This window comes from Streptomyces sp. NPDC051133, assembly GCF_040682635.1.
Classification (GTDB): domain Bacteria; phylum Actinomycetota; class Actinomycetes; order Streptomycetales; family Streptomycetaceae; genus Streptomyces.
Map to the genome: position 1 here is coordinate 71,285 of NZ_JBFBBK010000019.1, position 24,435 is coordinate 95,719.

The following is a 24,435-nucleotide window of genomic DNA, read 5'->3' on the forward strand; positions in this document are numbered from 1 at the left end:
CCGTGCCTCACCCGTGCGCCGTGTGGTGCACGACGAGGAGGGCGATGTCGTCGGTGCGCTGGGCGCTGGGCCCCGCCTCGCGCACGAGCGCGTCGATGAGCAGGTCCAGGTCCCGGTCGTCGGCGCGGGCGAGGTGGTGGGCGAGGCCGGCGATGGAGTCGTCCGGGTCGGCCCCCGGTCTCTCGACGAGACCGTCGGTGTAGAAGGCCAGCAGGAGCCCGGGGGTGAGCGGCAGCTCGGTCACGGGAAAGACGGCGTCGGGGTCGATGCCCAGCGGCGGACCGGGCAGCACGTCGACGGGCCGGGTCTCCCGGCCGGGCAGCCGCATGAGCGGCGGCGGATGGCCGGCGCCGGCCAGCGTCACCCGGCGGCCGGCGAAGTCGATGGAGGCGTAGAGACAGCTGGTGAACAGGTCCGGTCCGAGATCGGTGAGCAGCCGGTTGGTCCGGGACAGCACCTGGTCCGGGGGGACGCCGAGCGCCGAGTGCGCGTGGACGGCGGTGCGGACCTGCCCCATGAGGGCGGCGGCGGCCGCGTCGTGCCCCTGGACGTCGCCGATGACGGCGGCGACGGCGCTGACGCCGAGCGGGATGAGGTCGTAGAAGTCGCCTCCGATGTCCATGCCCCGGGTGGCGGGCAGATAGCGGGCGGCGACCCTGAGCCCGGGAACGGCGGGCAGGGTGCGCGGGAGCAGCGCCTGCTGGAGGCTGTGGGCGAGGTCGTGCTTGGCGTCGTAGAGGCGCGCGCGGTCGAGGGCCTGGGCGATGAGGCCGGCGAGCGACGTCATGACGGCGCGTTCCTCGGCGGTGAACGTGTGCGGCCGGTCGTAGGACAGCACGCAGCAGCCGACGGGCCGGCCGGAGACGATCAGCGGCAGGAAGGCCCAGGCCTGTTTGGAGCTGATCAGCAGGGCGTCGGGGTAGACGCGCCCCATCTCCTCGCGGTTGTCGAAGAACGCGGGGATGCCGGTGGCGAGGGTCTGCCCGGCCGGGGTGAAGCCGGTGTCGAGCGACAGACCCTCGAGCCGCTCGATGGACCGGGCGTCGTAGCCGCGGTGCCCGGTGATCCGCAGCCGCCCGGCCTCGGCGGTGGACAGGACCAGGGACTCGGCACCGAAGGCGGGCATGATCTGGTCGGCGACCAGATCGATGACGTCCTGGACCCCGACGACCTCGGTCAGCGCCGCGGCCAGGTGCATCAGCTGGTGCAGCCGGCCCGCGCGGGGCGGCACCGGGTTGCCCGGGACCCGTTCGACCAGGGCGGGCGGGGCCTCCGTCTCGCTGGGGACGACGCGGACACTGATGCCGCTGGCGTCCGGATAGAGGTGGAAGTCCAGCCAGCGGTCGGGCGGGCGGCACGCCGTGAAGACGACGGGCTCGCGGCTGATCACCGCGGCGCGATAGCGGTCCTCGTAGACCGGATCGTCGAGCCAGCGCAGGGAATGCCAGGGCAGGGTGCCGAGCAGCTCACCGGCCTCGCGGTCCAGCAGCTCGCAGGCGCCCGAGCTCAGATAGGTGAAACGCCCCTCCAGGTCCAGGGCGCAGCTGCCGCCGGGCAGCCGTTCGACGAAGTCGGCGGCCGCCATCGCCGGGGTGGTGGGACGGCGCCCCGCCCCGGCCGCGAGGACGTGCGGCGGGTCACCCGGAGCCGGGAACCTTCCGTGCTGGACGGCCTCCTCGAGCATCCGGGCCAGCCGTCCGCAGCTGGCGGCGACGTGCCCGCGCTCCCGCCGGGTCATGTACGGCGGACGGGTGGCCGGCCACATCAGCACCAGGGAGCCCCAGCGGCGGACACCGGTGACCGGCGCCGTGACGAGCGTCAGCGGATACGGCAGCGCCATCGCGGTGCGCGGATAGGCCCGCGCCATCTCCTCCTGGCTGGCCACCCACACCATGCGGTCCTCGCGCACCGCCTCGGCCACCGGAGCCGGGGCGGTCACCGGGATCGTCGACCAGGGCTCGGCGAAGTCGGAGGGGGCCCCGTACAGCACGTGCAGGAACAGCCGCTGCTCGTCCGGTGCGAGGAGGTACAGGGCGCCGATGGTGGCGCCCGTGCGGCGCACCGTCTCCGCGAACGCGGCATCGAGCGGGTCCGTGCCCGTCGCCCCCTCGCCCACACCGGTCACGAGGCACCTCCCGCCTGGCACCCGGCCTCGTATCGGACGCTACGCCCCTGCGCGGCGGTCGGCACGTCTGCCGCTCCGCCGCAGGCGCCGGTCCGCGCGGCTGCCTCCCCCTGTGACCCGCCCTCCGCACGGGGCCCCGAGGGTGGTTAGCTTGCCCCGGCCGTCACCCGGCCACCGGCCCGGCAGTCAGGAGGACTTCGCAGCATGAGCAGCGCCTACACCTACGAGTACAAGGTCGTCACCTTCCGGGAGTCGCTGATCGGCGACGCGCTGGACAGCGACAAGCTGGAGAAGGTCCTGAACAAGCACGCCGAGGACGGCTGGGCCCTGAAGGCCCTCACCTCCGCCGACGTCAAGGGCCGCATAGGCCCGGGCGCGGTCGAGGGCCTGCTGCTGACCTTCGAGCGCCCGCGCTCGTAACTCCCGCGGAGTCAGCCGCCCTCGGGCACGGTGTCCGGCAGGCCCAGGGGGCCGGCCACATGGCGCCAGACGGCCCCGAGGGCGGTCTCCAGGGTGACCGCCGGATCGCGCAGCATGAGGCGGATGCCGTAGCCGTCGCTGAGGGACAGCACGAGCGTGCACAGCTCGTCCACGTCGGTCGGCGTGAACTCGCCGGAGTCGATGCCCCGGCGTACGGCGCCGGCCACCCAGGCGTGCAACTGCGCGTACAGGTCCACGGCGTAGGTCCGGGTGGCCTCGTCGCGCAGCGCCCGCACCCACAGCTCCTGCCACAGCCGCCAGTCCTGGTGCAGTTCGGGGTCGGTGGGCAGCAGGTTGCGCACGATACGGGCCAGGATGACCGCGGCCGGCGCCGTCTCCGCGTCGCGTTCCACGTCGACGGCGGTGTTGGCGAAGGAGTGGGTCATCGCCTCGGTGAACAGCTTCTCGCGCGTGTCGAAGTGGTAGTGGAGCAGCGCCGTGGACACGCCGGCCCGCTCGGCGACCATGCGCATCCGGATCTTCTCGAAACCGATCTCGGCGATGGCCTCGCACGCCGCGGTCAGGATGCGCTCGCGCGTGTCTGCCGTGCGCACCTTGGTGGACACCCTGCGGCTCCCCTCGTTCGGTGGTCGTACGCCATGACCATTTTCCCTCACCTGTGGCTCACTGTTCGTCGTACGCGTGGAAGCCACGTCCCGACTTCCGCCCCAGCAGTCCGGCCTCCACCATCCGGGACAGCAGCGGGGGCGGCGCGTACTGCGGCTCGCGGAACTCGGCGTACAGGGACTCGGCGATGGCGCGTGTGGTGTCCAGGCCGATGAGGTCCGTCAGGGCCAGCGGGCCGAGCGGGTGCGCGCAGCCGAGGACCATGCCGCGGTCGATGTCCTCGACGCTCGCGCTGCCGGACTCCACCATGCGGACGGCGGCCAGCAGGTAGGGCACGAGCAGCGCGTTGACGACGAACCCGGCCTTGTCCCGGGTCCGCACCACCTCCTTGCCGAGGGCGCCGGTCACGAAGGCCTCGGCCCGTGCCGCGGTGGCGGGCGAGGTGAGCAGCGACGGGACGAGTTCGACGAGCCTGAGGACCGGTACGGGGTTGAAGAAGTGCACGCCGACGACGCGCTCGGGGCGGGCGGTCGCGGCGGCGAGCCGGATGACCGGGATGGAGGAGGTGTTCGTCGCGAGGACGGTGTCGTCGCCGCCGACCACGGAGTCGAGGCGGGTGAAGACGTCGAGTTTCAGCCGCTCGTCCTCCGCGACGGCCTCCACCACCAGGTCCCGGTCGTCCAGGGCCTCGATCTGGTCGGTCACGGTGATCAGGGCGGCGGCGGCCTCGCGCCGGTCGGCGCCGATCCTGCCGTGGGCGGCGGCCCGGTCGAGCGAGCGGGTGATGCGCAGGCGGCCCGAGCGGACCGCCTGCGCGTCGCGTTCCACCACGGTCACCGGCAGGCCGGCCCGCGCACAGACCTCCGCGATGCCCGCCCCCATCAGGCCGCAGCCCACGACTCCGACGCGTTCGATGCCGGTCATCCGAGCTTCCCTTCGATCTGTGTCTGCATCGCTCTGTGTGCGCATCGCTCTGTGTGCACATCGATCTGTGTGCACATCGACCTGTGTGACGCGCTCTGCGTGTGAACCGTGGTGTCAGGCGGTGGGCAGGTCCAGGACGCCCGAGCCGCGCTTGATCAGCTCGTTGGCGATGATCAGGCGCTGGATCTCCGAGGTGCCCTCCCAGATCCGGTCGACGCGCAGCTCCCGGTAGAGCCGCTCGACGGCGTAGGAGCGGTCGTAGCCGCGCCCTCCGTGGATCTGCAGACACCGGTCGATCACCCGGCCCGACGCCTCGCTCGCGGCGAGCTTGGCGATGGACGCCTTGGCGTGCAGCGTCTTGCGGTCCTCGGCGGCGGCCCGGTCGACCTCCCAGGCGACCTGGTGGGTGTAGGCGCGGTTGACGGCGATGTCCACGGCGCAGTCCGCGAGCATGCCCTGGATCAGCTGGTACGAGGCGATCGGCGCCCCGAACTGCTCCCGCTCCACCGCCCAGTCACGCGCGAGTTCCAGGGCGCGTTCGGCGGCGCCGGTGGTGCGGGCCGCGATCATCAGGCGCTCCTCGGTGAACCACGAGCGCGTGATGTCGTAGCCCTCGCCGAGGCCGCCGAGCACGGCGTCCTCGCCGACCTGGACGTCGGTGAAGGTGAACTCGGGGTGCTCGTAGACGAAGGTGTGCATGAAGCGCGGCACGCGCGTCATCTCGATGCCGGGGGTGTCCTTGTCGACGAGGAACAGCGTCGGCGCGCGCTCCGGTCCCGCCGCGGCGAGCACGATCATGAAGTCGGCGTGGTCGCCGACCGTCACGAACCACTTCTCGCCGTTGAGCACCCAGCCCCGGTCGTTCTTCGTCGCCGTGGTGGCGATGTTCTGCGGGTCCGAGCCGGCGCCGCGCTCGGTGACGGCGTAGCAGTCGCGCCGCTCGCCCTTGATCACCGGGACGAGGAAGCGCTCGCGCTGCTCCGGGGTGCAGAAGCGCAGGGCGTTGGCGGGCCGCCACACCATGTCCCACAGGGCGCCGGTGAGCCGGCCCAGCTCCTCCTGGACGGTGACCTGCTCGGCGATGGTGAGTCCGGCGCCGCCCCACTCGGCCGGCATGTTGACGGCCTGGAGGCCGGAGTCGAGCACCGCGTCACGGATCTTGGCGTGGACGTCGGCGGGCAGGCCGTTGTTCTCCTCGCACTGGGTCTCGTAGGCGGTGATGAAGTCGGTGAGGGCGCGGGCGTCGGCCTTGAGCTGCGCCTGGCGCGGGGTGAGACGGAAGTCCATGGAAGTCCTCGCTCAGTGGTGGTGCGGGGGCGGTTTCAGTGGGTGGGCAGGGCCAGGGCGCGGGTGCCGCGCTTGATCAGCTCGTTGGCGATGATCAGGCGCTGGATCTCGGAGGTGCCCTCCCAGATCCGGTCGACGCGCAGCTCCCGGTACATGCGCTCGACGGGGTAGGTGCGGTCGTAGCCGCGGCCGCCGAAGATCTGCAGACAGCGGTCGGCGACCCGGCCGGCGGCCTCGCTGGCGGCGAGCTTGGCGGTGGAGGCCTTGGCGTGCAGCGTCTTGCGGTCGGTGCCCGGCCGGTCGGCCTCCCAGGCGACCTGGTGGGTGTAGGCGCGGTTGACGGCGATGTCCACGGCGCAGTCCGCGAGCATGCCCTGGATCAGCTGGTACGAGGCGATCGGCGCCCCGAACTGCTCGCGCTCCACCGCCCAGTCGCGGGCCAGCTGGAGCGCGCGCTCGGCCGCTCCGACGGTGCGTGCGGCGATCATCAGGCGTTCGTCGGTGAACCACTCCTTGGTCAGCTCGTAGCCGTTGCCGACACCGCCCAGCACGTCCTCGTCGGCCACGAAGACGTCGGTGAAGGTGAACTCGGGGTGCCCGTTGACCGCGGAGTGCATGAAGTGCGGCACGCGCGTCATCTCGACGCCGGGCGCGGCCTTGTCGACGAAGAACAGGGTGGGCAGCCGGTCGGGTCCGGCGTCCGCCTGCACCAGCAGGAAGTCGGCGATGTCGCCGCAGGTGACGAACCACTTCTCCCCGTTGAGCAGCCAGCCGCCGTCCGTGCGGGTGGCCGTCGAGGTCCCGGCGGAGGGATCGGATCCCGCACCCGGCTCGGTGACGGCGAACGCGTCGAACTTCTCGGCGCGGATCACCGGCAGCAGGTACTTCTCGCGCTGCCGCTCGTCGCCGTACGCGAGGACGTTGGCGGGCCGCCAGGGGATGTCCCAGAGGCAGTTGGTGACCTTGCCGAACTCCTCCTCGACGATGACCTGGTCGAGGAGGCCGAGGCCGGCTCCGCCCCACTCGGCGGGCATGTTGATGGCGTAGACGCCGGCGTCCATCGCGGCCCGGGTCAGTTCGGTGACGAGCTGCTGCGGCAGCGGGCCGCCGGCCTGCTCGGACTGGTCCTCGTAGCGCATCAGCAGGCGCGCGTAGTCGGCGGCGCGGCGCTTGAGGTCGGCCTGCTCGGGGGTGTAGCGCATGTCCATGGGGGCCTCTTCGGGTTCGGTGCGCGAGGGGTCGGTCAGGCGAGTACGGCGCGGGAGTCGAGGGCGAGGACGCCGTCCGGGCGGACGAGCAGCGGGTTGACCTCGATCTCGGCGATCTCGGGGTGGGCGGCGGCGAACGCCGTGATCGTCTCGACGGCCGCCGCGGCGGCGGACACGTCGACGGCGGGCCTGCCGCGCGCCCCGTCGAGCAGGGCGGCGGTGCGCAGGTGGCGCAGCAGGCGCAGGGCGCGCTCGGCGGGCACGGGGGCCAGGGCGAAGGAGACGTCGCGCAGCGACTCGGCCAGTACTCCGCCGAGTCCCACCATGGCGACCGGGCCGAAGCGGGGGTCCCGGTTGACGCCGACGATCAGCTCGATGCCGTCGGTCAGGTCCGCCATGGCCTCCACGGAGTAGGAGGGGGCGCCGAGCCGGGCGTGCATCTCGCGGAAGGCGGCGAGCAGTTCGCCGGGTCCGGCCAGGCGCAGCGCCACGCCGCCCGCGTCGGACTTGTGCAGGAGGTGGAGTGCCTTGAGGACGTACGGTCCGCCGAACTCCTCTGCCGCCGCGAGCAGTTCGGCCTCGTCGTGGATCTCGCGGGCGGCGGGGAAGGAGAGTCCGGCCGCTTCGAGGGCCCGGCGGGTCCGAAGGTAGCCGGTCTCGCGCAGCGGGGCGTCGGGGCGGGGCAGGGGTGTGACGCCGGTGTGCACGGCGGCGGAGGAGGCGGCGGGGGCGGTGGCGGCGAGGGCGCGGGCGGCGTCCTCGGTGGCGGAGAAGACCGGGATGCCGGCCGCGGCGAGGGTGCGGCAGCTGGGCGACCCGGGGTACATCGACTGCACCACGAGGGGCTTGGCGGTGGCCCGGTGCCGGGCGGCGATGAGGCGCGCGGCCTCCTGCTCCCCGTCCGCGAGCGCGGTACCTCCTCCCCCGAGCCCGTCCTCGGCCGCCGCGTAGCCGCCGAAGTAGCCCGTCATCAGGACGGCGTCGACCTCCTCGGCCGCGAGCAGCGCGGTGACGGTGTCCGCGTAGGAGCCCGGGTTCTGCTCGCCCATCCCGGCGAGGTCCACCGGGTTGGCGACGGCAGACTGCTCCCACAGGCCGTGCCGGAGGCGGTCCTGGGTGGGCGGGCGGAGTTCGGGCACGGTCAGGCCGGCCGCCTCGACGGAGTCGGCGGCGACGACGCCGTGACCGCCGCCGTCCGTGAGCACCGCGACCCGGCGGCCGGCCGCGCGGCGCGCGCCCCGCAACGCGGCCAGGACGACGGTGAGTTCGCGGGGGGTGGCGACCAGTTCCACCCCGGCGTCCCGGCACGCCGCGCTCACCACGTCGGCCGAGGTGGTCAGGGCCCCGGTGTGCGACTGTGCGCTGCGCGCGGAGGCGTCGCCGCGTCCGCCGGTGAGCAGCACCACGGGCTTGCCGGCGTCGGCGGCCGCCTCGGCGAAGGCGCGTCCGTCGGCGAAGTCCTCCGCGTAGACCGCTATGGCACGGGTGCCCTCGTGCCGGGCGCAGTCGGCGAGCAGGTCGACGAGGGTGACGTCGGCCTGGTTCCCGAGGGAGACGAAGCGGGAGAAGCCGAGCCCGTGCGGCCGGAAGCGAAGCTGGAGTTCGAGGGCGAGGTTGCCGCTCTGGCTGAGCAGGGCGACACCGCCGGGGTCGAAGGTGTCGGAGGCCAGGAAGAGGCCGGTGGTGTTGTCGGCGAGGCCGAGGCAGTTGGGCCCGACCATCACGGCGCCCGCGGCGCGCACGCGTTCGGCGACGGCGCGCTGGCGGGCGCGCCCGGCGTCGCCGGTCTCCGCGAAGCCCGCGGTGATCGCGACGATCGCCCGGGCCCCGCAGCGCAGGGCCTCGTCCACGGCCTCCTCGAAGCCGGCGGCGGGCACGGAGACCACCGCGAGGTCGACGGGTTCGCCGATCGCGCTCAGGCTGGGTGCGGCGGTGCGTCCGAGCACCGTGCCGCCACGGCGGTTGACCAGGTGGACGGGGCGGCGGCCGTTCGCCCGGAGGGCCTGGGCGGCGATGGCGTGACCGTACTTGGCCGGGTCGTCGCTGGCGCCGACGACGGCGACGCAGACGGGGTCGAAGAGGGCGGAAAGGTCGCGTCCCATGTCACTTCACCAGCCGCAGGGCGGAGTTGGGGCAGGCGGCGACGGCGGCCTCGGCGCCGGCTTCGGCGCCGGGCGGCACGTCGGCCGAGCGCACCTGGGCGTAGCCCCACTCGTCGAGGTCGACGAGGCCGGGTGCCGGTTCCTGGCAGAGGCCGTAGCCCTGGCAGCGGGTGGAGTCCAGCAGGAGTTTCATGGTGCGGTCCTTTCGGTGCTCGGGGTCTTCGGAGGCGGGGCGGGGCGGGGTCAGGGCACCGGCACCGTGAAGCGGCGCCCGTCCTCGGATGCCGCGTCCGCGCACGCCGGGCAGGCGGCGCCGCGGTGGGTCTCGATCCGGCCGGGGAAGTGGGCGAGCAGGCTGGCGACGACGCGGGCGGCGGCGTCGAGAAGTCCGCAGGCCCCGCGGCCGGGCAGCTGGCCCGACCAGCGGCGCAGCCGGTCGGTGGTGTCGTGGGCCACCGCGCCGCGGGCGGCGGCGGTGAGGGTCCGGGCCAGCGCGCCGGTGCCGGAGACGCACACCCCGCACTGCCGGGCGCTCTGCGCCGCCAGGTAGCCGACCGCCTCGGCGGCCACGGCGACCGGGCAGTCCCGCGGGTGCAGGAAGTGCAGGGCCCCGCAGCCGAGGGCTCCACCGGCCGCGTTCAGGCGGTCGTGGTCCAGCGGGAGGTCCGGCCAGCCGTCGCCGTACAGCCCGCCGAACAGGCCGCCCAGCAGGACCGCCGCGGCCCTGCCGTGTCCGCCCAGGTCGGCGAGGACCTTCAGGTGGGTGCCTGCGGGCACCTCGGCCAGCGCGGCCACGGACCCGACCGGTCCGGAGACGGTCACCAGATGGGCACCGGCGACGGCGGCCGCGGCGTCCGGGCAGGCGTGCAGCACCGCGATGCGCGCCAGTGTCTCCACGTTGGCGACCAGGGTGGGCGCGCCGCCGACCCCCGCCTCGAAGGGGCGCGGGGGCTTGGCCGTGGGCAGGGCCGGACCGCCGTCGACGCGCCGTACGACCGCGGTCTCCTCCCCCGCCACGTAGGTGTGTTCCGTGCGGACGACCTCGACGGGCAGACCGGCGGGGCGTTCGGCGAGGGCGCCCCGGACGGCGTGCTCGGCGGGGGTGTCGGAGAGGTAGACGACGCCGCGTGCGGCACCGGTCAGGGCGGCGGCCAGCCGCAGTCCGTCCAGGACCAGGTGCGGCCGGTGCCGCAGCAGCCACCGGTCCTTGACGGAGCCCGGCTCGCCCTCCTCGCCGTTGGCGACGACGACGGGCGGGCCGGGGGCGTCGCGGACGGCCCGGAGCTTCACGGCGGCGGGGAAGCCGGCGCCGCCCCGGCCGCGCAGTCCGACGGCGGCGATCCGGTCGAGCAACCGGTGGCGCGGGCTCAGTGGCCCGTAGCCGCCGGTGGCGAGGTAGCGGGCGAGATCCTCGGCGCCGCGGTGCGGCTCGGGACCGAACACCGGCGACACGAGCAGGCCGGGCTGTCCTTCGGGGAGGAGGGAGAAGACGCCGGTCATACGGTGCTCCTGAAGTCGCGGTGGCCGGACGGGGCGGGGCGCGGGCGGTCGCGCAGGCGCGCCAGTGCCCGTTCCAGGTCGTGGCGCTGCGGGGCGGTGCAGGCGTAGGCGGCGCCGGGCAGGCCGATCAGCATGCGGTGGTGGTCGAGCACGACCTCGCCGGCGAGGAGTGCCGATTCGGGGTCGGCGGCCGGGGAGGCCGTCGCGGCCTCGACGACCAGGTCGGTTACTTCGCGGAGGTAGCGCAGCCAGCCGCGCTGGGTGCCGCGCAGCACCAGCCGCTCGACGCGGCGCCGCTCGGCGGTGACCAGGGCCGCGGGTGGCCGGCCCGGCGCGGGGGTCCGCAGGGCGGCCACCGCGGCGGGCAGCTCCTGTTCGGGCTCCGGTGTGAGGCCGAGCCATACCAGACTTCGGCGAGCGCTCATGCGTGCCTCCGGGGTCGCGCCGTTCCCGGACGGCCGGGAACGGGGTGGCGCGGCGATGGCGTGGGTGGGAGGTGCTCCGGCGCCCGGAGGGGAGGACGGGGCGGGGAGCGGGTGGCGGGGAGAGGGTGCGCGGTGCAGGCCTCGGGGCCGTGCACGGGGGACGAGAGCTGTCCGGACCAGTGCGAGGAGCGCGGCCGGGGCCGTAACCCCTGGCCGTCGGCCTGCCACGACACTAACTAACTAATTAGTCAGGCCACAAGTCTTGACTTGCCCTCCCGCCGGTCCCACTCTGACTAACCAATTAGTCAGCCGAAAACGCGGCAGACCCGGCGCGGTAGCGCGCTGCCGGCCCCGCCGCCCTTTGCTGGTACAGCCTCACCGCCCATCGCCGCCGCCGCGGCGCGGAGGAGGACTCCATGAACCCCTCGACCACACGGGCAGCCGCCGTCTCCCCTGCCCCGCCGGGGCCGCCCCCCGGGCATCCCGGGCAAGCGCTGCCCGCCCGCTACTACACGGATCCGGCCGTCGCCGAGGCCGAGACCGCCCGCATCTTCGCCACGTCCTGGCAGCTCGTCTGCCACGAATCCGACCTGCCCGGCCCCGGCGCCCGGCTGACCGCGACCGCGGCCGGCCGGGAGGTGCTGGTCGTGCGCACCGAGGACGGCGGCCTCGCCGCCCACCTCAACGTCTGCCGGCACCGCGGCACCCGCCTGGTGACGCAGCCGGAGCCCTCCGGCAAGGCGATCCGCTGCCCCTACCACGGCTGGACCTACAAGCTGGACGGACGGCTGGTCGGCGCCCCCGAGGCGCGCCGGATCCCCTGCCTGGACAAGCCGGGGCTGGGGCTGCACCCGGTCAACGTGGAGTCCTTCCTGGGCTTCGTCTTCGTCAACCTCGACATGGAGGCGACACCCCTCGCCGAGTCCTGCAAGGGACTCGCCGAGGCCGTCGGCCGCTACGCCGGGGCGGACCTCGTACCCGTCGGCAAACACCGCATCCACGACCTGGCGGGCGGCGAGGAGCAGAACGCCAACTGGAAGGTGATCGTCGACAACTACCTGGAGGGCTACCACGTCCCCGTGGCCCACCCGGCGCTCATGCGGCTGCTGGACTACCAGGCGTACACGGTGGACGTGCAGGAGAACTACGTCCTGTTCGAGTCACCGCTGCGCGACAAGCCCTCCTCGAACTGGACCGAGCGGCTCTACCAGCGGCTCGCGACCCCCATGCCGGGGCTGGCCGAGGCCGACCGGCGCGTGTGGCGGTACGCCGTGATCTACCCGAACACGCTCATCGACTTCTACCCTGACCACGTGCTCGCGTGGACCGCCCTGCCCACCGCCCAGGACCGGGCGGCGATCCCCGGCGCCTTCTACACGAAGCACGGGGAGAGCGTCCGCACCCGGCTGGCCCGCCGGCTGAACATCCACATCGGCTGGGTCACCAACGACGAGGACGCCGAGCTGGTGGAGCGCGTGCAGGCCGGCCTGAGCACGCCCGGCTTCGAGCCGGGTCCGCTGTCGCAGCGCGAGGCCGCCGTCGGCTGGTTCGCCCGCCGGGTCCGGGACGACCTGGAAGGGGCGGCGCAGTGACGTCCTCCCGCGCGCCCCACCCCGCATGCCTCCGCACGGGCTTACCCCTCGCCCGCTGACGCACGCTCGCACCCTCCCCAGACCGGTCATTCCCATGGAGTCAGGGCCTCCGTGAGCCGCACCGCCGGTCCAGCCCTGGAGTCGTGCCGTTCCTCGACGAAAGAGGACGTTCCGTGTCCCCCGAGGTACTCCCACCGACCCGACGCGCCATGCTGCGGGCAGGCGCCTTCGGCCTGTTCGGCGCCGCGGCCGGCGGCTGCGGGTTCATGCCCGCCAAAACGCCCGACGCGCAGGCGCTCGCCCCCGTGAAGGCGCGCGTCGACGGCGATCTCGTCTACTTCAACTGGGCCGACTACGTCGACCCGTCCGTGTTCAAGGGCTTCGAGAAGGAATACGGCGTCCAGGTCGTCCAGTCGAACTTCGACTCGATGGAGGGCATGGTCGCCAAGCTCAACGCCGGCAACCGCTACGACATCGTCTTCCCGACCGCCAAATGGGCCCAGCGCCTGGTCCGCGGCGGCCGGCTGCGCCGTATCGACCACGCGCAGCTCCCGAACGCCCACGCCATATTCGGCACCTACGACTACTTCACCGACCCCTGGTACGACCCCGGCTCCGCGCACACCGTCCCCTTCACCGCGTACAAGACCGGCATCGGCTGGCGACGCGACCGGATCGGCGAACTGACCGGGTCCTGGAAGGACCTGTGGAGCGACGAGGTCAGGGGGAAGGTCTTCCTGCTGGACGACCGCGACGAGGTCCTCGGCATGGGCGCCCTCGCCCTCGGCATGGACGTCAGCACCGGCGACCGCCGCGACCTCGACCGCATCACCTCGCTCCTGGGCACCCTGCGGCCCCGGCTGCGCGGCTTCTCCAGCGACAGCTACAACAACCTGCTCAACGGCAACGCGCTCATGACCCAGGCCTGGAGCGGCGACATGGCCGCCATGCTCAACCAGGCCAAGGACCCCTCCGTGTTCGGCTTCGAGGCCCCCAAGGAGGGCACGCCGATCAACTCCGACTGCTACGCCATCCCCTGGAACGCCCCCCACCCCGGCACCGCGATGCTGTTCATCGACTACATGCTGCGGCCGGAGAACGTGAAGAAGAACATCGAGTACATCGGCTACCCCATGCCGGTGGCCGGCACCGAGAAGACCTACGCGGAGCTGGTCAAACCCTTCCCCGAGTGCCTCGTCACCCAGGCCGACCTGAAGGCGGACCTGTTCTTCCGCAACGGCAGCCGCGCGGCGGAGGACGCCCGCGACACCGCCTGGACCCATGTGAAGGCGGGCTGACATGGCACTGCCGCGCCCCTCCTCGCGCACCCGCCGGCGCCGCGCCGACGGCACCCGCATGTGGACCTGGTTCATGCTGCCCGGCACCCTGTGGATGACCGGGTTCCTGATCGCCTCCCTGGTGCTGGTCGCCGTCCTCGCCGTCGGCACCACCGACGAACTGGGCAACCCGCGCTTCGGCTTCGACCTGGCCGGCGTGCGCGCCCTCGCCGACCCCGCCTACACCGAGGTCATGCTCCGCTCCCTCGGCTACGCCCTGCTGACCTGCGTGATCTGCCTGCTGATCGCCTACCCGGTGGCGTACACCGTCGCCCTGCACGGCGGACGGTACAAGCACGCGCTGATCGCCGCGATCGTGGTGCCGTTCTTCGCCAACTACCTGGTCCGCATGTACGGCTGGTCGGTGGTCCTCTCCGACGACGGGCCCCTGCTGCGCGCCCTGCGCGCGGTGGGTCTCGCCGACGGCGACACGAAGATCCTCAACACCGGCGTCGGCGTGGTCGCGGGACTCGTCTACGGCTTCGTCGTCTTCATGATCATCCCGCTGTACGCGGCCCTGGAACGGCTGGACGTCTCCCTCATCGAGGCCGGCCGCGATCTGTACGGCGGCCCGGTCCGCACCTTCTTCTTCGTCACCCTGCCCGCCACCCGGCAGGGCGCGGCGGCCGGGCTCGTCCTGGTCTTCCTGCCCGCCATGGGCGACTTCGTCAGCGCACAGCTCATGGGAGGCCCGGACCAGATCATGATCGGCAACCTCATCCAGGACAAGTTCTTCCAGGGCCAGAACTGGCCGCTGGGCTCCGCGCTCACCATGCTGCTGATGCTGGTGCTGCTGATCGGGATGTTCGGCTATCTGCGGCGCACCCGCAAGGACGAGGCGGAGGCACGCCCATGACCCTGCTCCGCGAACCCCCCGCCACCGCCCCCGCGCGGCGCGCCGTACGGTCCCGCGCCCGACGTGGCCGCGCCGACCGCAAACCCCGCCTCCTCGTCGCCGTCACCGCGGTCTTCTTCGCGCTGCTGTACCTGCCCATCGGCGTCGTCGCCCTGTTCTCCTTCAACTCCAAGAAGTCGCTGACCGTCTTCGGCGGGTTCAGCCTGCGCTGGTACCGCGCCTTCGTCCACGACGACGTGCTGATCTCCTCACTGGGCACCAGCCTGCGGATCTCGCTGGTGGCGATGGCCGGTTCGGTCGTCCTCGGGGTGGCGCTCGCGCTCGGCCTGGTCCGCTGCCGCACCCGGCTCGGCTCGCTGGCCGGCCTGGTCATGCTGGTGCCGCTGATCACTCCGGAGATCGTCACCGGCGTCGCGTCGATGCTCCTGTTCAAGGGCCTCGGCGTGGCGCTGTCCACCGGCACGGTGATGCTCGCCGAGATCACCTTCTCGATCTCCTACGTCACCGTCATCCTGCGCTCCCGGGTCGCCGCGCTGAACCCGGAGGTGGAGGAGGCCGCCATGGACCTCGGCGCCACCCGCTGGCAGGCGGTCCGCCTGGTCACCCTGCCCGCCCTGCTGCCCGCCGTGCTCGCCTCCGCCGTCCTGATCTTCGCGCTCGTCTTCGACGACTTCGTCCTCGCCTACTTCACCACCGGCGTCGACCCCCAGCCGCTGTCGGTGCGGATCTACTCGGCGATCCGCTTCGGCGTGCAGCCCACCATCAACGCCGTCGGCACGCTCATGCTCGCGGGCTCCGTCGTCCTGATCGCCCTGGCCCTGTTCATCCCGCGCCTCTTCGGCCGCCGCGGCGGCCTCGACATCCTCTCCGGGGAGTGACTCCTATGGACGCGACCGCAACGACCCCGGCCGTCCGGCTCGACGGTGTCTCCAAGCGGTTCCAGGACTCCTACGCCGTCCACCGCCTCGACCTCGACATCGAGGCCGGCCACTTCTTCTCGATGCTGGGCCCCTCCGGCTGCGGCAAGACCACCACGCTGCGCATGATCGGCGGGTTCAGCGACCCGACCGAGGGCTCGGTACTGCTCGCCGGCGAGGACGTGACGGCGCTGCCGCCCAACCGGCGCAACGTCAACACGGTCTTCCAGAGCTACGCGCTCTTCGATCACCTCGACGTCGCCGACAACGTGGCCTTCGGCCTCAAGCGCAAGGGCGTCGACAAGGCCGAGACCCGCCGGCGGGTCGGCGAGATGCTGGACCTGGTCCAGCTCTCCGGCCTGGCCGACCGCAAGCCCCGTACCCTCTCGGGCGGACAGCGGCAGCGGGTCGCGCTGGCCCGCGCGCTCGTCAACCGCCCGGCCGTGCTGCTCCTGGACGAGCCGCTGGCCGCCCTGGACCTGAAGCTGCGCCGGCAGATGCAGGTGGAGCTCAAGCAGATCCAGCGCGAGGTCGGCATCACCTTCGTCTTCGTCACCCACGACCAGGACGAGGCGCTGACCATGTCCGACCGGATCGCCGTGATGAACGAGGGCCGCATCGAGCAGTGCGGCACACCCGAGGACGTCTACGAGCACCCGGCCACCCGGTTCGTGGCCTCCTTCATGGGCACCTCCAACCTGATGACCGGCACCTACCGGGACGGTGCGGTCGCCCTCGACACCGGTCCCGCGCTGCCGGTCGGCCGCCGCGGCGGCATCGCGGACGGCACCGCCGTCAGCGTCTCCGTGCGCCCCGAGAAGATCTGGCTGTCCGACTTCGAACCGGGCATGTCGATGCTGTCCGGGGTGATCCGCGAGACCGTCTACAGCGGCCCGACGACCACCTACCTCATCGAACTCGCCCCCGGCGTCACGCTGTCCGTGCTGGAGCAGAACACGGCCCGCGCACGCATGGAGGACCGCTGGAGCGGCGGGGAGACGGTGGAGTTCGGCTGGCGGCCCGAACACTGCCTGGTCCTGGCCTGAGCGCCGTCCCGACGAGATGACGAAAGCGAAACCGATGCATCACGACGTGATCGTGCTCGGCGCCGGGCTGGCCGGACTCGCCGCCGCCCGGGACCTGTCGGCCGCCGGCACCGACGTGCTCGTCCTGGAGGCCCGGGACCGCGTCGGCGGTCGGGTCGAGCAGACCCGCACCCCCGACGGCCGTACCGTCCAGCTCGGCGGCGAGGTCGTCGGCCGCGCCCACACCGCCTATCTCCGGCTCGCCGAGGAGCTCGGCCTGGAGCTGGTGCCCAGCTATGTCGCCGAGCCCGGCCGGATCACCCGCGCCACCCCCGAAGGGCTCTCGGCCGGCGATCCACCGCACTGGTTCGGCCCGGGCGACGCGGCTCAGCACGAGCGGCTCGGCCGGGAGTTCAGCGACCTCGCCGCCATGGTCGATCCCGACGACCCCTGGTCCCATCCGGAGGCGGACGCCCTGGACCGGCTCTCCGTGGCCGGCTGGCTGCGCTCCCGCCACGCCACGCCCGCCGTGGTCCGGCTGTGGGAGATCGGCCAGCTGGGCCTGGCCGGAGGGTCGTACGAGCGGATCTCGCTGCTCGCCGCGCTACGCAAGAGCGCGGCGGTGCCCGGTACCGGCGACTACGACTACGACGACTGGGAGGGGCTGCGCCTGGCGGCGGGGTCGGCCACGCTCACCGAGGTCATGGGCCGCGAGCTGGGCCCGCGGGTCCGCCTCGGCTCGCCCGTGGCCGCGGTCGACGTACGCCCCGGCCGGTGCACGGTACGCCTGGTCACCGGCGAGGCCGTCACCGCGGGGGCCGTGGTGAGCGCCCTGCCGGTGGGGCCGCTGCGGTCGGTCGCCGTCACCGGTGTGAGCGAGGCCCGCCTGGCCTCCCTGCACCGGCAACGGCAGGCGGTGGCCGCGAAGTTCGCCGCCGTGTACGACCGTCCGTTCTGGCGTGCCGACGGCCTGAACGGCCTGTCCGAGAGCGAGGGAGTGCTGGGCAGCACCTGGCCGCAGAACGAGGGCGTGCTGTCGGCGCTGGTCCCGCCCGAGCGGTACGGCGTCCTGCTGGGCACCCCGCCGCACGCGCGCACCCCGGAACTGCTCGCCGAGATCGCCCGCATGTTCGGCACCGAGGCGCTGCGGCCGACCGCCTGCCACCTGCGGCTGTGGGGCACCGATCCATGGACCCAGGGGTACGTCACCCAGTGGCCGCCGGGCGAGGTCATGGCGGTCGGCCCGTTGCACGGCCGCCACGAACCGCCGTTCTACGTCTGCGGCTCCGACCAGTGGGTCGCCGGGTACATGGAGGGCGCCGTCCGCACCGGCCGCGCCGCCGCCGAGGAGGCGCTGCGCCGTGGCTGACACCGCCCGCCCCACGACGGTCCTGAACCACATCGGCGGCAAGGACGTACCGGCCGCCTCCGGCGCCACCCTGCGGCTGGTCGACCCCGCCACCGCGCTCCCCCACGGGACGGCCCCGCTCTCCGGTCCCGAGGACGTGGACGAGGCCTGCCGGGCGGCGCAGGAGGCGTTCGGGAACTGGTCCGCCACGACCCCGGCCGAACGGCAGAGCGCGCTGCTGCGGATCGCCGACGCCATGGAACGACAGGCCGGCGCGGTGGCGCGCGCGGAGGTCGCCGACACGGGCAAGCCGCGCGCTCTCTTCCTCGCGGACGAGCTGCCGGCGATCGTGGACGTGCTGCGGTACTTCGCCGGGGCCGCCCGGAACCTGCCGGGTGCCGCGGCCGCGGAGTACACCCCGGGCCGCACCTCCGTCCTGCGCCGCGAGCCGGTCGGCGTGTGCGCCCAGATCACCCCGTGGAACTACCCGCTGATGATGGCCGTGTGGAAGGTCGCTCCCGCGCTGGCGGCCGGCAACACCGTCGTGCTGAAGCCGTCCGACACGACGCCGTCCTCCGCCGTGCTCCTGGCCCGGCTGGCCGCCGAGCACCTGCCGCCCGGTGTGCTGAACGTGGTGTGCGGCGAACGTGACACCGGGCGCTCGCTCGTCGCCCACCCGTACGTCCGGCTGGTGGCCGTCACCGGCAGCGTCCGCGCCGGGCAGGAGATCGCCGCCGCGGCGGCCGCCGACCTCAAGCGGCTCCATCTCGAACTCGGCGGCAACGCGCCCGTGCTGGTCCACGAGGACGCCGACCTGGACGACGCGGTGGGGCAGTTGTCGTCGCTGGCCTACTACAACGCGGGCCAGGACTGCACGGCCGCCACCAGGATCCTCGTCCACGACCGGATCCACGACCGCTTCCTGGCCGCCTTCGCCGAACGAGCCGCGCGGCGCAGACCCGGCGCCCCGGACGACGCGCACGCCGACTTCGGCCCCCTCGCCAACGCGGCTCAGCTCTCCGCCGTCAGCGGGCTGTTGAGCCGGCTCCCGGGACATGCCGAACTGATCACCGGCGGCACTCCCCTGGACCGGCCCGGCTACTTCCACCCGGCAACAGTGATCGCCGGCGTCCGGCAGGGGGACGAGATCGTGCAGAGCGAGGTGTTCGGGCCGGTCGTCACCGTCCAGCGGTTCACCGAGGAGACCGAGGCCCTGCGGATGGCGAACGGTGTCCCCCAGGGGCTGGCGGCGAGCGTCTGGACCCGCGATCACGACCGCGCCATGCGCGCCTGCCGGGCGCTGCGCACCGGCATCGTCTGGGTCAACACCCACGGCACGACGGTCTCGGAGATGCCGCACGGCGGAGTACGCCACTCCGGCTACGGCAGCGACCTCTCCCTCTCCGGCCTGCTCGACTACACCCAGCCGAAGCACGTCATGCTGTGAGGGACCGGAGGGGGCCGGGTACCGGCCGGTGATGCGAGGACACGCCGGATGCCATGTGAGACCGTGGTCTGAGGAAGCCCGCCCGCGGATGGGGCCGACACCATGGGTCTGAAGGATCTGGCCGCCCAGCACCAAGGGGATCCGTTCGGCATCACGTCTGCCGCCGTCGCCCTCGTGGACGCACACGGCCTGATCCGCTACTGGAACGGCCGGGCGGAGGCCCTGCTCGGTTATCCCGCGCCGGATGTCCTGGGACACCCGGCGACCTCGCTGCTCCTCGGCGCAGACGCGCCGGCGTCCACGCTGTCCGCGGCGCAGCGGGCCGGGGACGGCTGGGAGGGCCTGGTCACCGCGCGGCACCGTGCGGGCCACCCGGTCGAGCTGGCGGTGCAGGCGTGTCCGCTGCACACGGACCACGGCTCCGCCTGGCTCGCCGTGGCCTGCGACGTCTCCGAATCGCGCCGGTGGGAGCTCGACGAGGCGGTGCTGCGCGGCCTGCTGGAGGAGTCACCGATCGGCATCGCCGTACTCGACAGCGAGCTGCGCCTGCAGTGGGTGAACCAGGTGCTGGCCGGGATGGAGGGCCTGCCGCCGCACCACGGGGCCGACCGCCTCGCCGCTGCCGCCGGACCGGGCCAGGTCGGCCAGGTGCCGCCGGCCGTGGACTGGCAGGCGCGCCAGGCGCTGCTGTCGGGCCGGGTGACGCCCGCCGTGGAGCACGTGACGCCGCCGCAGGGCATGTCCCGCCGGAACTCGCAGGGGCACCTCAGGCTCCGCTCGTCGTTCCCGCTGCGGGACTTCGAGGGCAAGACGCTCGGGGTGTGCCACACCGCCGTGGACTTCACCGCCCAGGACCGGGCACGCGAGCGGCTCGCCCTGGTCAACGAGGCGGCGCAGCGGATCGGCACCACCCTGGACCTCGACCGCACGGTGCAGGAGCTGGCCGAGGTGCTGGTGCCGCAGCTCGCCGACTTCGTGGCGATCGACCTGTTCCAGGGCGTCCTCGCGGCCCGGGACCTCACGCCCGGACCGATCACCGGCGGCACGCTGCAGCGGGCGGCGCACCTGTCGATCCGCGAGGAGCTGCCGGAGGCGACCATCCCCATCGGGGCGCCCAGCGGATATTCGCCGAAGTCTCCGCAGCAGCGCTGTCTGAACACCGGCCGGCCGGTCCGTGACCAGGTCCTGTCGCCGGCGACCTGGTGGCTCGCCGGCGACGCGCAGCGCCTGTCCCGGCTCATCCATCTGGGGGTGCACTCGCACATGGTGGTGCCGCTGCGGGCACGGGGCGTGACCATGGGGGTGGTGTCGCTGCTCCGCTGGGAGAACCCGAACTCGTTCGACGAGGACGACCTGCTGCTGGTGGAGGAGCTGGTCGCGCGTGCCGCGGTGTGCGTCGACAACGCCCGGCGGTTCGTCCGGGAGCACCACGCGGCCCTCGCCCTGCAGACCAGCCTCCTTCCGCCCGACCTGCCCGCTCACTGCGCCGTCGAGGTCGCCTACCGCTATCTGCCGGCCGACGCGGAGGCGGGCGTCGGCGGTGACTGGTTCGACGTCATTCCGCTGTCCGGAGCGCGCGTCGCCCTGGTGGTGGGGGACGTCGTCGGGCACGGCATCCATGCCGCCGCGAGCATGGGCCGGCTGCGCGCGGCCGTACAGACACTCGCCGACATGGACCTGCCGCCGGACGAGCTGCTCGCCCGCGTCGACGACCTCGTCCTGCGGCTGGCGGACGAGGCGGAGGCGGGCACGTACGGACCGGTGGTGATCGGCGCGACCTGTGTCTACGCGGTGTACGACCCGATCTCGCGGAAGCTCGTCGTGGCCCGTGCCGGGCACCCCACGCCGGCCATCGCCCACCTCAGCGAGCCGGTGGAACTCCCCGACATTCCCGCCGGTCCTCCGCTGGGCCTCGGTGGCCTGCCCTTCGAGTCGGCCGAGATCGAGCTGGAGGAGGGCAGCGTGGTCGCCCTCTACACCGACGGTCTCATCGAGGCCTCGGACCGCGACGTCGACATCGGCTTCGAGCGGCTCTGCTTCGCCCTGGCCCACCCCGACCGGCCACTGGAGGAGATCTGCGACACGATGGTCCGCATCCTCCTGCCGGAGCATCCGCACGACGACGTGGCGTTCCTCATCGCCCGGACCCGTGCGCTCTCCTCCGACCGCGTGGCCACCTGGGAGGTGCCCGCCGATCCGCAGGCCGTGCACGAGGCGCGGGAGAACGCGGTCCGCCGGCTGGCCGCGTGGGGGCTGGAGGACGCCGCCTTCACGACCGAGCTGATCGTGAGCGAACTGATCACGAACGCCATCAAGCATGCCTGCGGGCCGATCAGCCTGCGGCTGATCCACGAGCGGGCCCTCATCTGCGAGGTGTCGGACGCCAGCAACACCTCGCCGCATCTGCGCCGTGCCCACAGCACCGACGAGGGAGGACGGGGCCTCTTCCTGGTCGCGCAGGTCGCCCAGCGCTGGGGCACCCGCTACACCGCCACGGGGAAGACCATCTGGGCGGAGCTGCAGCTGCCGGGCGGCCCGTGCGGCTGAGCCGGAAGCGGGTGTCGTCCGCCTGCTCGACCTGATTAAATGCTGGGGCAGGGTTGGGCGATGCGGGGCGGGCCACCGCCCGGAGGGACGGTTCCGTGACCGGGGGCACGCCGACGTCTGCCATCAAGTACGGTGACTTTCCAGCTCTCTACCGTGCCGCCGACTCCAACTCCCTCAGCGGACAGAGAAGATACTTACGGACCACCCGGCTCCAGCTGGGATCCCTCGTCGCCGCCTCCCTGTTCGCCGTCTTCGCGTGGCGCGTGGGCCGTACGGACGTGGCCGCGGTCCTGGCGGCGGTGGCCTTCGCGACCGCTCTGGTCAGCGAGATCTACATGCTGAAGGAGCGCCCGGACAGGGAGTGGTACACCGGACGGGCGGTGGCCGAGTCCGCGAAGACACTCACCTGGCGTTACCTCGTCGGCGGCACGCCCCTGCGCGTCGACGCGGACGGTACGAGCGCCGACACACTGCTCCTCCAACGCTTCGCCCAGATCGAGGCCGACGTACCGGGACTGTGGCTCATCCCGGACGGCGGGAGCCCCGAACAGATCACCCCCGCGATGCGGCGGATCCGTGAACTGCCGCTCGCCGAGCGTCGCGCCTTCTACCTGGCGCACCGGATCAACGATCAACTCGACTGGTACCGGCGCAAGGCACGCTGGAACGCACGCGTCGCCGTCCGCTGGTCCGTCACCCTGGCCGTACTCGAACTGCTCGGTCTGGCCGCGGGGATCGCCAGGGCAGCGGGAATGATCGACGTCGATCTGATGGGGTTCGCCGCCGCGTTGGCGGCGGCCGGCACCGCCTGGGTCCAGGCCAAACAGCACCAGAACCTGGCGACCGCGTACGCCGTCACCGGACATGAGCTGTCGGCGATCGCCGTCCGCGTGCCGTCGGCGCCGTCGGAGGAGACCTGGGCGTCCTTCGTGGCCGACGCCGAGGAGGCGATCTCCCGGGAGCACACCCTGTGGCGAGCCTCCCATGGCGGCTGACCCCGGACGTCCCCGCCCCTCCCGGGCCTACGACGCGTTCATCTCCTACAGCCACGCGGTGGACGGACGGCTGGCGCCGGCCCTGCAGCGGGGGCTGCACCGGCTGGCGAGACCCTGGCACCGGCCGCGCGCGCTGAGGGTGTTCTACGACCGGTCGAGCCTCTCGGTCACCGAGGACGTGTGGGGCAGCATCGAGAAGGCGTTGCGCGACTCGTCCCACTTCGTCCTCATGGCGTCCGCCGAATCGGCCGCCTCCGAGTGGGTGCGCCGGGAGGTCGCCTTCTGGAGGCGCGAACGCGCGCCCGGCACCTTCCTGATCGCGCTCACCGGAGGAGAGATCCACTGGGACGACGACGCGGGTGACTTCGACTGGGAGCGCACCACGGCCCTCCCCCGGCTGCTCGAAGGCTGGTTCTCCGCGGAACCGCTGTGGACGGACCTCAGGTGGGCGCACAGCGAGGCCCAGCTGTCCCTGGACGACACCCGGTTCCGCAGCGCGGTCGGATCGCTGGCCGCACCGCTCCACGGGATGGCCAAGGACGAGCTGGACAGCGAGGACGTCCGGCAGCGCAGGTCCACCGTCCGGCTCCTGGCCACCGGTGTCGTCGTCCTGGTGCTGGCGCTGGTGGCGACGGTGATCACCGGCTACCAGGCGGAGCAGCGGCGCAAGGAGGCAGTCACCCAGAGTGAAGAGGCCCGGCGCCAGCGCACGGCCGCGGAGCGGGCGAAGACCACCGCGGAGCAGCAGCGGCGGCTGGCGTCGGTACGAGCGCTGCTGGCGGAGGCGGAAACGGCACGCGCCGGCGACCCGCGCAAAGCGCTGCAACTGGGGCTGGCGGCAGACGCGATCAGCCCGACGGCCGAGACCCGCGGCGGCCTCGTGACGACACTGTTCCGGACTCGACGTGACGGTGCCGCCCGCGGGCGCGGGACAGCCGGGCCGCGCAGGACCGCCGGACCGCGCGGACGTGGTGCGGGGACGGCGTCCGCGCGGTCCGGGCCCCCGGATCAGCTCGTCGCGCGTACGGCTTCGCGGATGAGGTCGGCGACCTCCTTCGGCCGGGAGAGGGCGACCGCGTGCGACGCGCCCCCGGCCTCGACGACGGTGGCCCCGGCGCGCTTCGCGGCGAAGCGCTCCACCTCGGGGTTGATCGCGTTGTCCGCACCGGCCACCAGTGCCCAGGACGGCTTGGTCCGCCAGGCGGCGGCGGAGGCCGTCTCCTCGAAGGCCGCGGCGGCGAGCGGGCGCTGCGCCGCCGCGAGGACCGCCGTGACCTCCTCGGGCAGGTCGGCGGCGAAGACCGACGGGAAGGCGTCCTCGGCGATGGTGACCTCGACGGCCGGATCGCCGCCGGCGACGGGGTACGTCCACTGCTTGAGGTGGCTCACCAGCGGCGAGGCGGGGAAGCGTCCCTGCAGTTCGCCCAGGCTCTCGCCCTCCTCCAGGACGTAGGCGGCGACGAAGACGAGGCCGACGACGTTGTCGGCGGTGCCGGCCACGGTGATGAGCGCACCGCCGTACGAGTGGCCGACGAGCACGACCGGACCGTCGATCTGGGAGGCGACGGAGGCGATGTACGCGGCGTCGGAGGCCAGGCCGCGGAGCGGGTTCGGCGGCGCGATCACGGGGATGCCGTGGCTGCGCAGTTCCGCGACGACCCCGGACCAGCCGGCCGCGTCGGCGAACGCTCCGTGGACCAGGACGACCGTGGGCGTGGTGGTCATGTCTGCGTTGCTCTCCTCGGGTTCCCGG

At 73.1% G+C, this 24,435-nt stretch carries 21 protein-coding genes and 1 pseudogene; 11 read left to right on the forward strand and 11 right to left on the reverse strand.

Annotation, left to right across the window (positions count from 1 at the left end; genetic code table 11):
- Positions 1-7: 7 nt before the first annotated feature.
- The gene (locus AB0N17_RS20880; RefSeq protein WP_366012887.1) at positions 8-2,125 is read right to left on the reverse strand and encodes a SpoIIE family protein phosphatase; all 2,118 of its coding nucleotides are present in this window, start codon (positions 2,123-2,125) and stop codon (positions 8-10) included.
- 204 nt (positions 2,126-2,329) lie between these two features.
- Here AB0N17_RS20880 and AB0N17_RS20885 point away from each other — a divergent pair, with 204 nt between their 5' ends.
- On the forward strand, positions 2,330-2,545 hold the full coding sequence (locus AB0N17_RS20885; RefSeq protein ID WP_366012888.1) for a DUF4177 domain-containing protein: 216 nt from the start codon (positions 2,330-2,332) through the stop codon (positions 2,543-2,545).
- An 11-nt stretch (positions 2,546-2,556) separates the two neighbouring features.
- Here AB0N17_RS20885 and AB0N17_RS20890 read toward each other — a convergent pair whose 3' ends face one another.
- The 8 genes from AB0N17_RS20890 to AB0N17_RS20925 form a co-directional block, all read right to left on the reverse strand.
- Entirely contained in the window at positions 2,557-3,171 is a 615-nt protein-coding gene (locus AB0N17_RS20890) for a TetR/AcrR family transcriptional regulator (RefSeq protein ID WP_366012889.1), read from the reverse strand.
- A gap of 58 nt (positions 3,172-3,229) precedes the next feature.
- Positions 3,230-4,096, reverse strand: a complete 867-nt coding sequence (locus tag AB0N17_RS20895; RefSeq protein ID WP_366012890.1) for a 3-hydroxybutyryl-CoA dehydrogenase — start codon at positions 4,094-4,096, stop codon at positions 3,230-3,232.
- Between the two features lie 114 nt (positions 4,097-4,210).
- Complete coding sequence (locus AB0N17_RS20900; protein ID WP_366012891.1) at positions 4,211-5,383, reverse strand: acyl-CoA dehydrogenase family protein; 1,173 nt, start codon at positions 5,381-5,383, stop codon at positions 4,211-4,213.
- 35 nt (positions 5,384-5,418) lie between these two features.
- Entirely contained in the window at positions 5,419-6,591 is a 1,173-nt protein-coding gene (locus AB0N17_RS20905; protein ID WP_366012892.1) for an acyl-CoA dehydrogenase family protein, read from the reverse strand.
- Between the two features lie 35 nt (positions 6,592-6,626).
- Positions 6,627-8,693: an acetate--CoA ligase family protein gene (locus AB0N17_RS20910; RefSeq protein ID WP_366012893.1), complete on the reverse strand. Its 2,067-nt coding sequence runs from the start codon at positions 8,691-8,693 to the stop codon at positions 6,627-6,629.
- 1 nt (position 8,694) lies between these two features.
- Positions 8,695-8,886 carry a ferredoxin gene (locus AB0N17_RS20915; RefSeq protein WP_366012894.1) on the reverse strand — a complete coding sequence of 64 codons (192 nt, stop codon included), beginning with the start codon at positions 8,884-8,886 and terminating at the stop codon, positions 8,695-8,697.
- Positions 8,887-8,936: 50 nt separating this feature from the next.
- Entirely contained in the window at positions 8,937-10,193 is a 1,257-nt protein-coding gene (locus AB0N17_RS20920) for an NADH-ubiquinone oxidoreductase-F iron-sulfur binding region domain-containing protein (RefSeq protein ID WP_366012895.1), read from the reverse strand.
- Positions 10,190-10,618 carry a hypothetical protein gene (locus AB0N17_RS20925; protein ID WP_366012896.1) on the reverse strand — a complete coding sequence of 143 codons (429 nt, stop codon included), beginning with the start codon at positions 10,616-10,618 and terminating at the stop codon, positions 10,190-10,192. The genes AB0N17_RS20920 and AB0N17_RS20925 overlap by 4 nt, the downstream gene beginning before the upstream one ends.
- A gap of 416 nt (positions 10,619-11,034) precedes the next feature.
- On the opposite strand from AB0N17_RS20925, the gene AB0N17_RS20930 reads away from it, so the two are divergent.
- The 10 genes and pseudogenes from AB0N17_RS20930 to AB0N17_RS20975 form a co-directional block, all read left to right on the forward strand.
- Entirely contained in the window at positions 11,035-12,210 is a 1,176-nt protein-coding gene (locus AB0N17_RS20930) for an aromatic ring-hydroxylating dioxygenase subunit alpha (RefSeq protein ID WP_366012897.1), read from the forward strand.
- A gap of 173 nt (positions 12,211-12,383) precedes the next feature.
- The gene (locus AB0N17_RS20935) at positions 12,384-13,508 is read left to right on the forward strand and encodes a spermidine/putrescine ABC transporter substrate-binding protein (RefSeq protein WP_366012898.1); all 1,125 of its coding nucleotides are present in this window, start codon (positions 12,384-12,386) and stop codon (positions 13,506-13,508) included.
- A 1-nt stretch (position 13,509) separates the two neighbouring features.
- Positions 13,510-14,403 (forward strand): ABC transporter permease, encoded by an 894-nt coding sequence (locus AB0N17_RS20940; protein ID WP_366012899.1) that lies wholly within the window; start codon positions 13,510-13,512, stop codon positions 14,401-14,403.
- Positions 14,400-15,281 (forward strand): ABC transporter permease, encoded by an 882-nt coding sequence (locus AB0N17_RS20945; protein WP_366012900.1) that lies wholly within the window; start codon positions 14,400-14,402, stop codon positions 15,279-15,281. The genes AB0N17_RS20940 and AB0N17_RS20945 overlap by 4 nt, the downstream gene beginning before the upstream one ends.
- 5 nt (positions 15,282-15,286) lie before the next feature.
- Positions 15,287-16,366, forward strand: a complete 1,080-nt coding sequence (locus AB0N17_RS20950) for an ABC transporter ATP-binding protein (protein WP_366012901.1) — start codon at positions 15,287-15,289, stop codon at positions 16,364-16,366.
- A 34-nt stretch (positions 16,367-16,400) separates the two neighbouring features.
- On the forward strand, positions 16,401-17,714 hold the full coding sequence (locus tag AB0N17_RS20955; protein ID WP_366012902.1) for an NAD(P)/FAD-dependent oxidoreductase: 1,314 nt from the start codon (positions 16,401-16,403) through the stop codon (positions 17,712-17,714).
- Entirely contained in the window at positions 17,707-19,140 is a 1,434-nt protein-coding gene (locus AB0N17_RS20960; protein ID WP_366012903.1) for an aminobutyraldehyde dehydrogenase, read from the forward strand. The genes AB0N17_RS20955 and AB0N17_RS20960 overlap by 8 nt, the downstream gene beginning before the upstream one ends.
- A gap of 102 nt (positions 19,141-19,242) precedes the next feature.
- Complete coding sequence (locus AB0N17_RS20965) at positions 19,243-21,687, forward strand: SpoIIE family protein phosphatase (protein ID WP_366012904.1); 2,445 nt, start codon at positions 19,243-19,245, stop codon at positions 21,685-21,687.
- A gap of 95 nt (positions 21,688-21,782) precedes the next feature.
- Positions 21,783-22,682 (forward strand): DUF4231 domain-containing protein, encoded by a 900-nt coding sequence (locus tag AB0N17_RS20970; RefSeq protein ID WP_366012905.1) that lies wholly within the window; start codon positions 21,783-21,785, stop codon positions 22,680-22,682.
- A pseudogene (locus AB0N17_RS20975) lies at positions 22,672-22,914 on the forward strand (hypothetical protein); the annotation flags it as partial. The gene AB0N17_RS20970 and the pseudogene AB0N17_RS20975, both read left to right, overlap by 11 nt.
- On the opposite strand, the gene AB0N17_RS20980 reads toward AB0N17_RS20975, so the two are convergent.
- Both AB0N17_RS20980 and AB0N17_RS20985 read right to left on the reverse strand, forming a co-directional pair.
- The gene (locus tag AB0N17_RS20980; RefSeq protein WP_366012975.1) at positions 22,827-23,324 is read right to left on the reverse strand and encodes a hypothetical protein; all 498 of its coding nucleotides are present in this window, start codon (positions 23,322-23,324) and stop codon (positions 22,827-22,829) included. The pseudogene AB0N17_RS20975 and the gene AB0N17_RS20980 overlap by 88 nt on opposite strands.
- Before the next feature lie 366 nt (positions 23,325-23,690).
- Entirely contained in the window at positions 23,691-24,407 is a 717-nt protein-coding gene (locus AB0N17_RS20985) for an alpha/beta hydrolase (RefSeq protein ID WP_366012906.1), read from the reverse strand.
- Between the last annotated feature and the right edge of the window lie 28 nt (positions 24,408-24,435).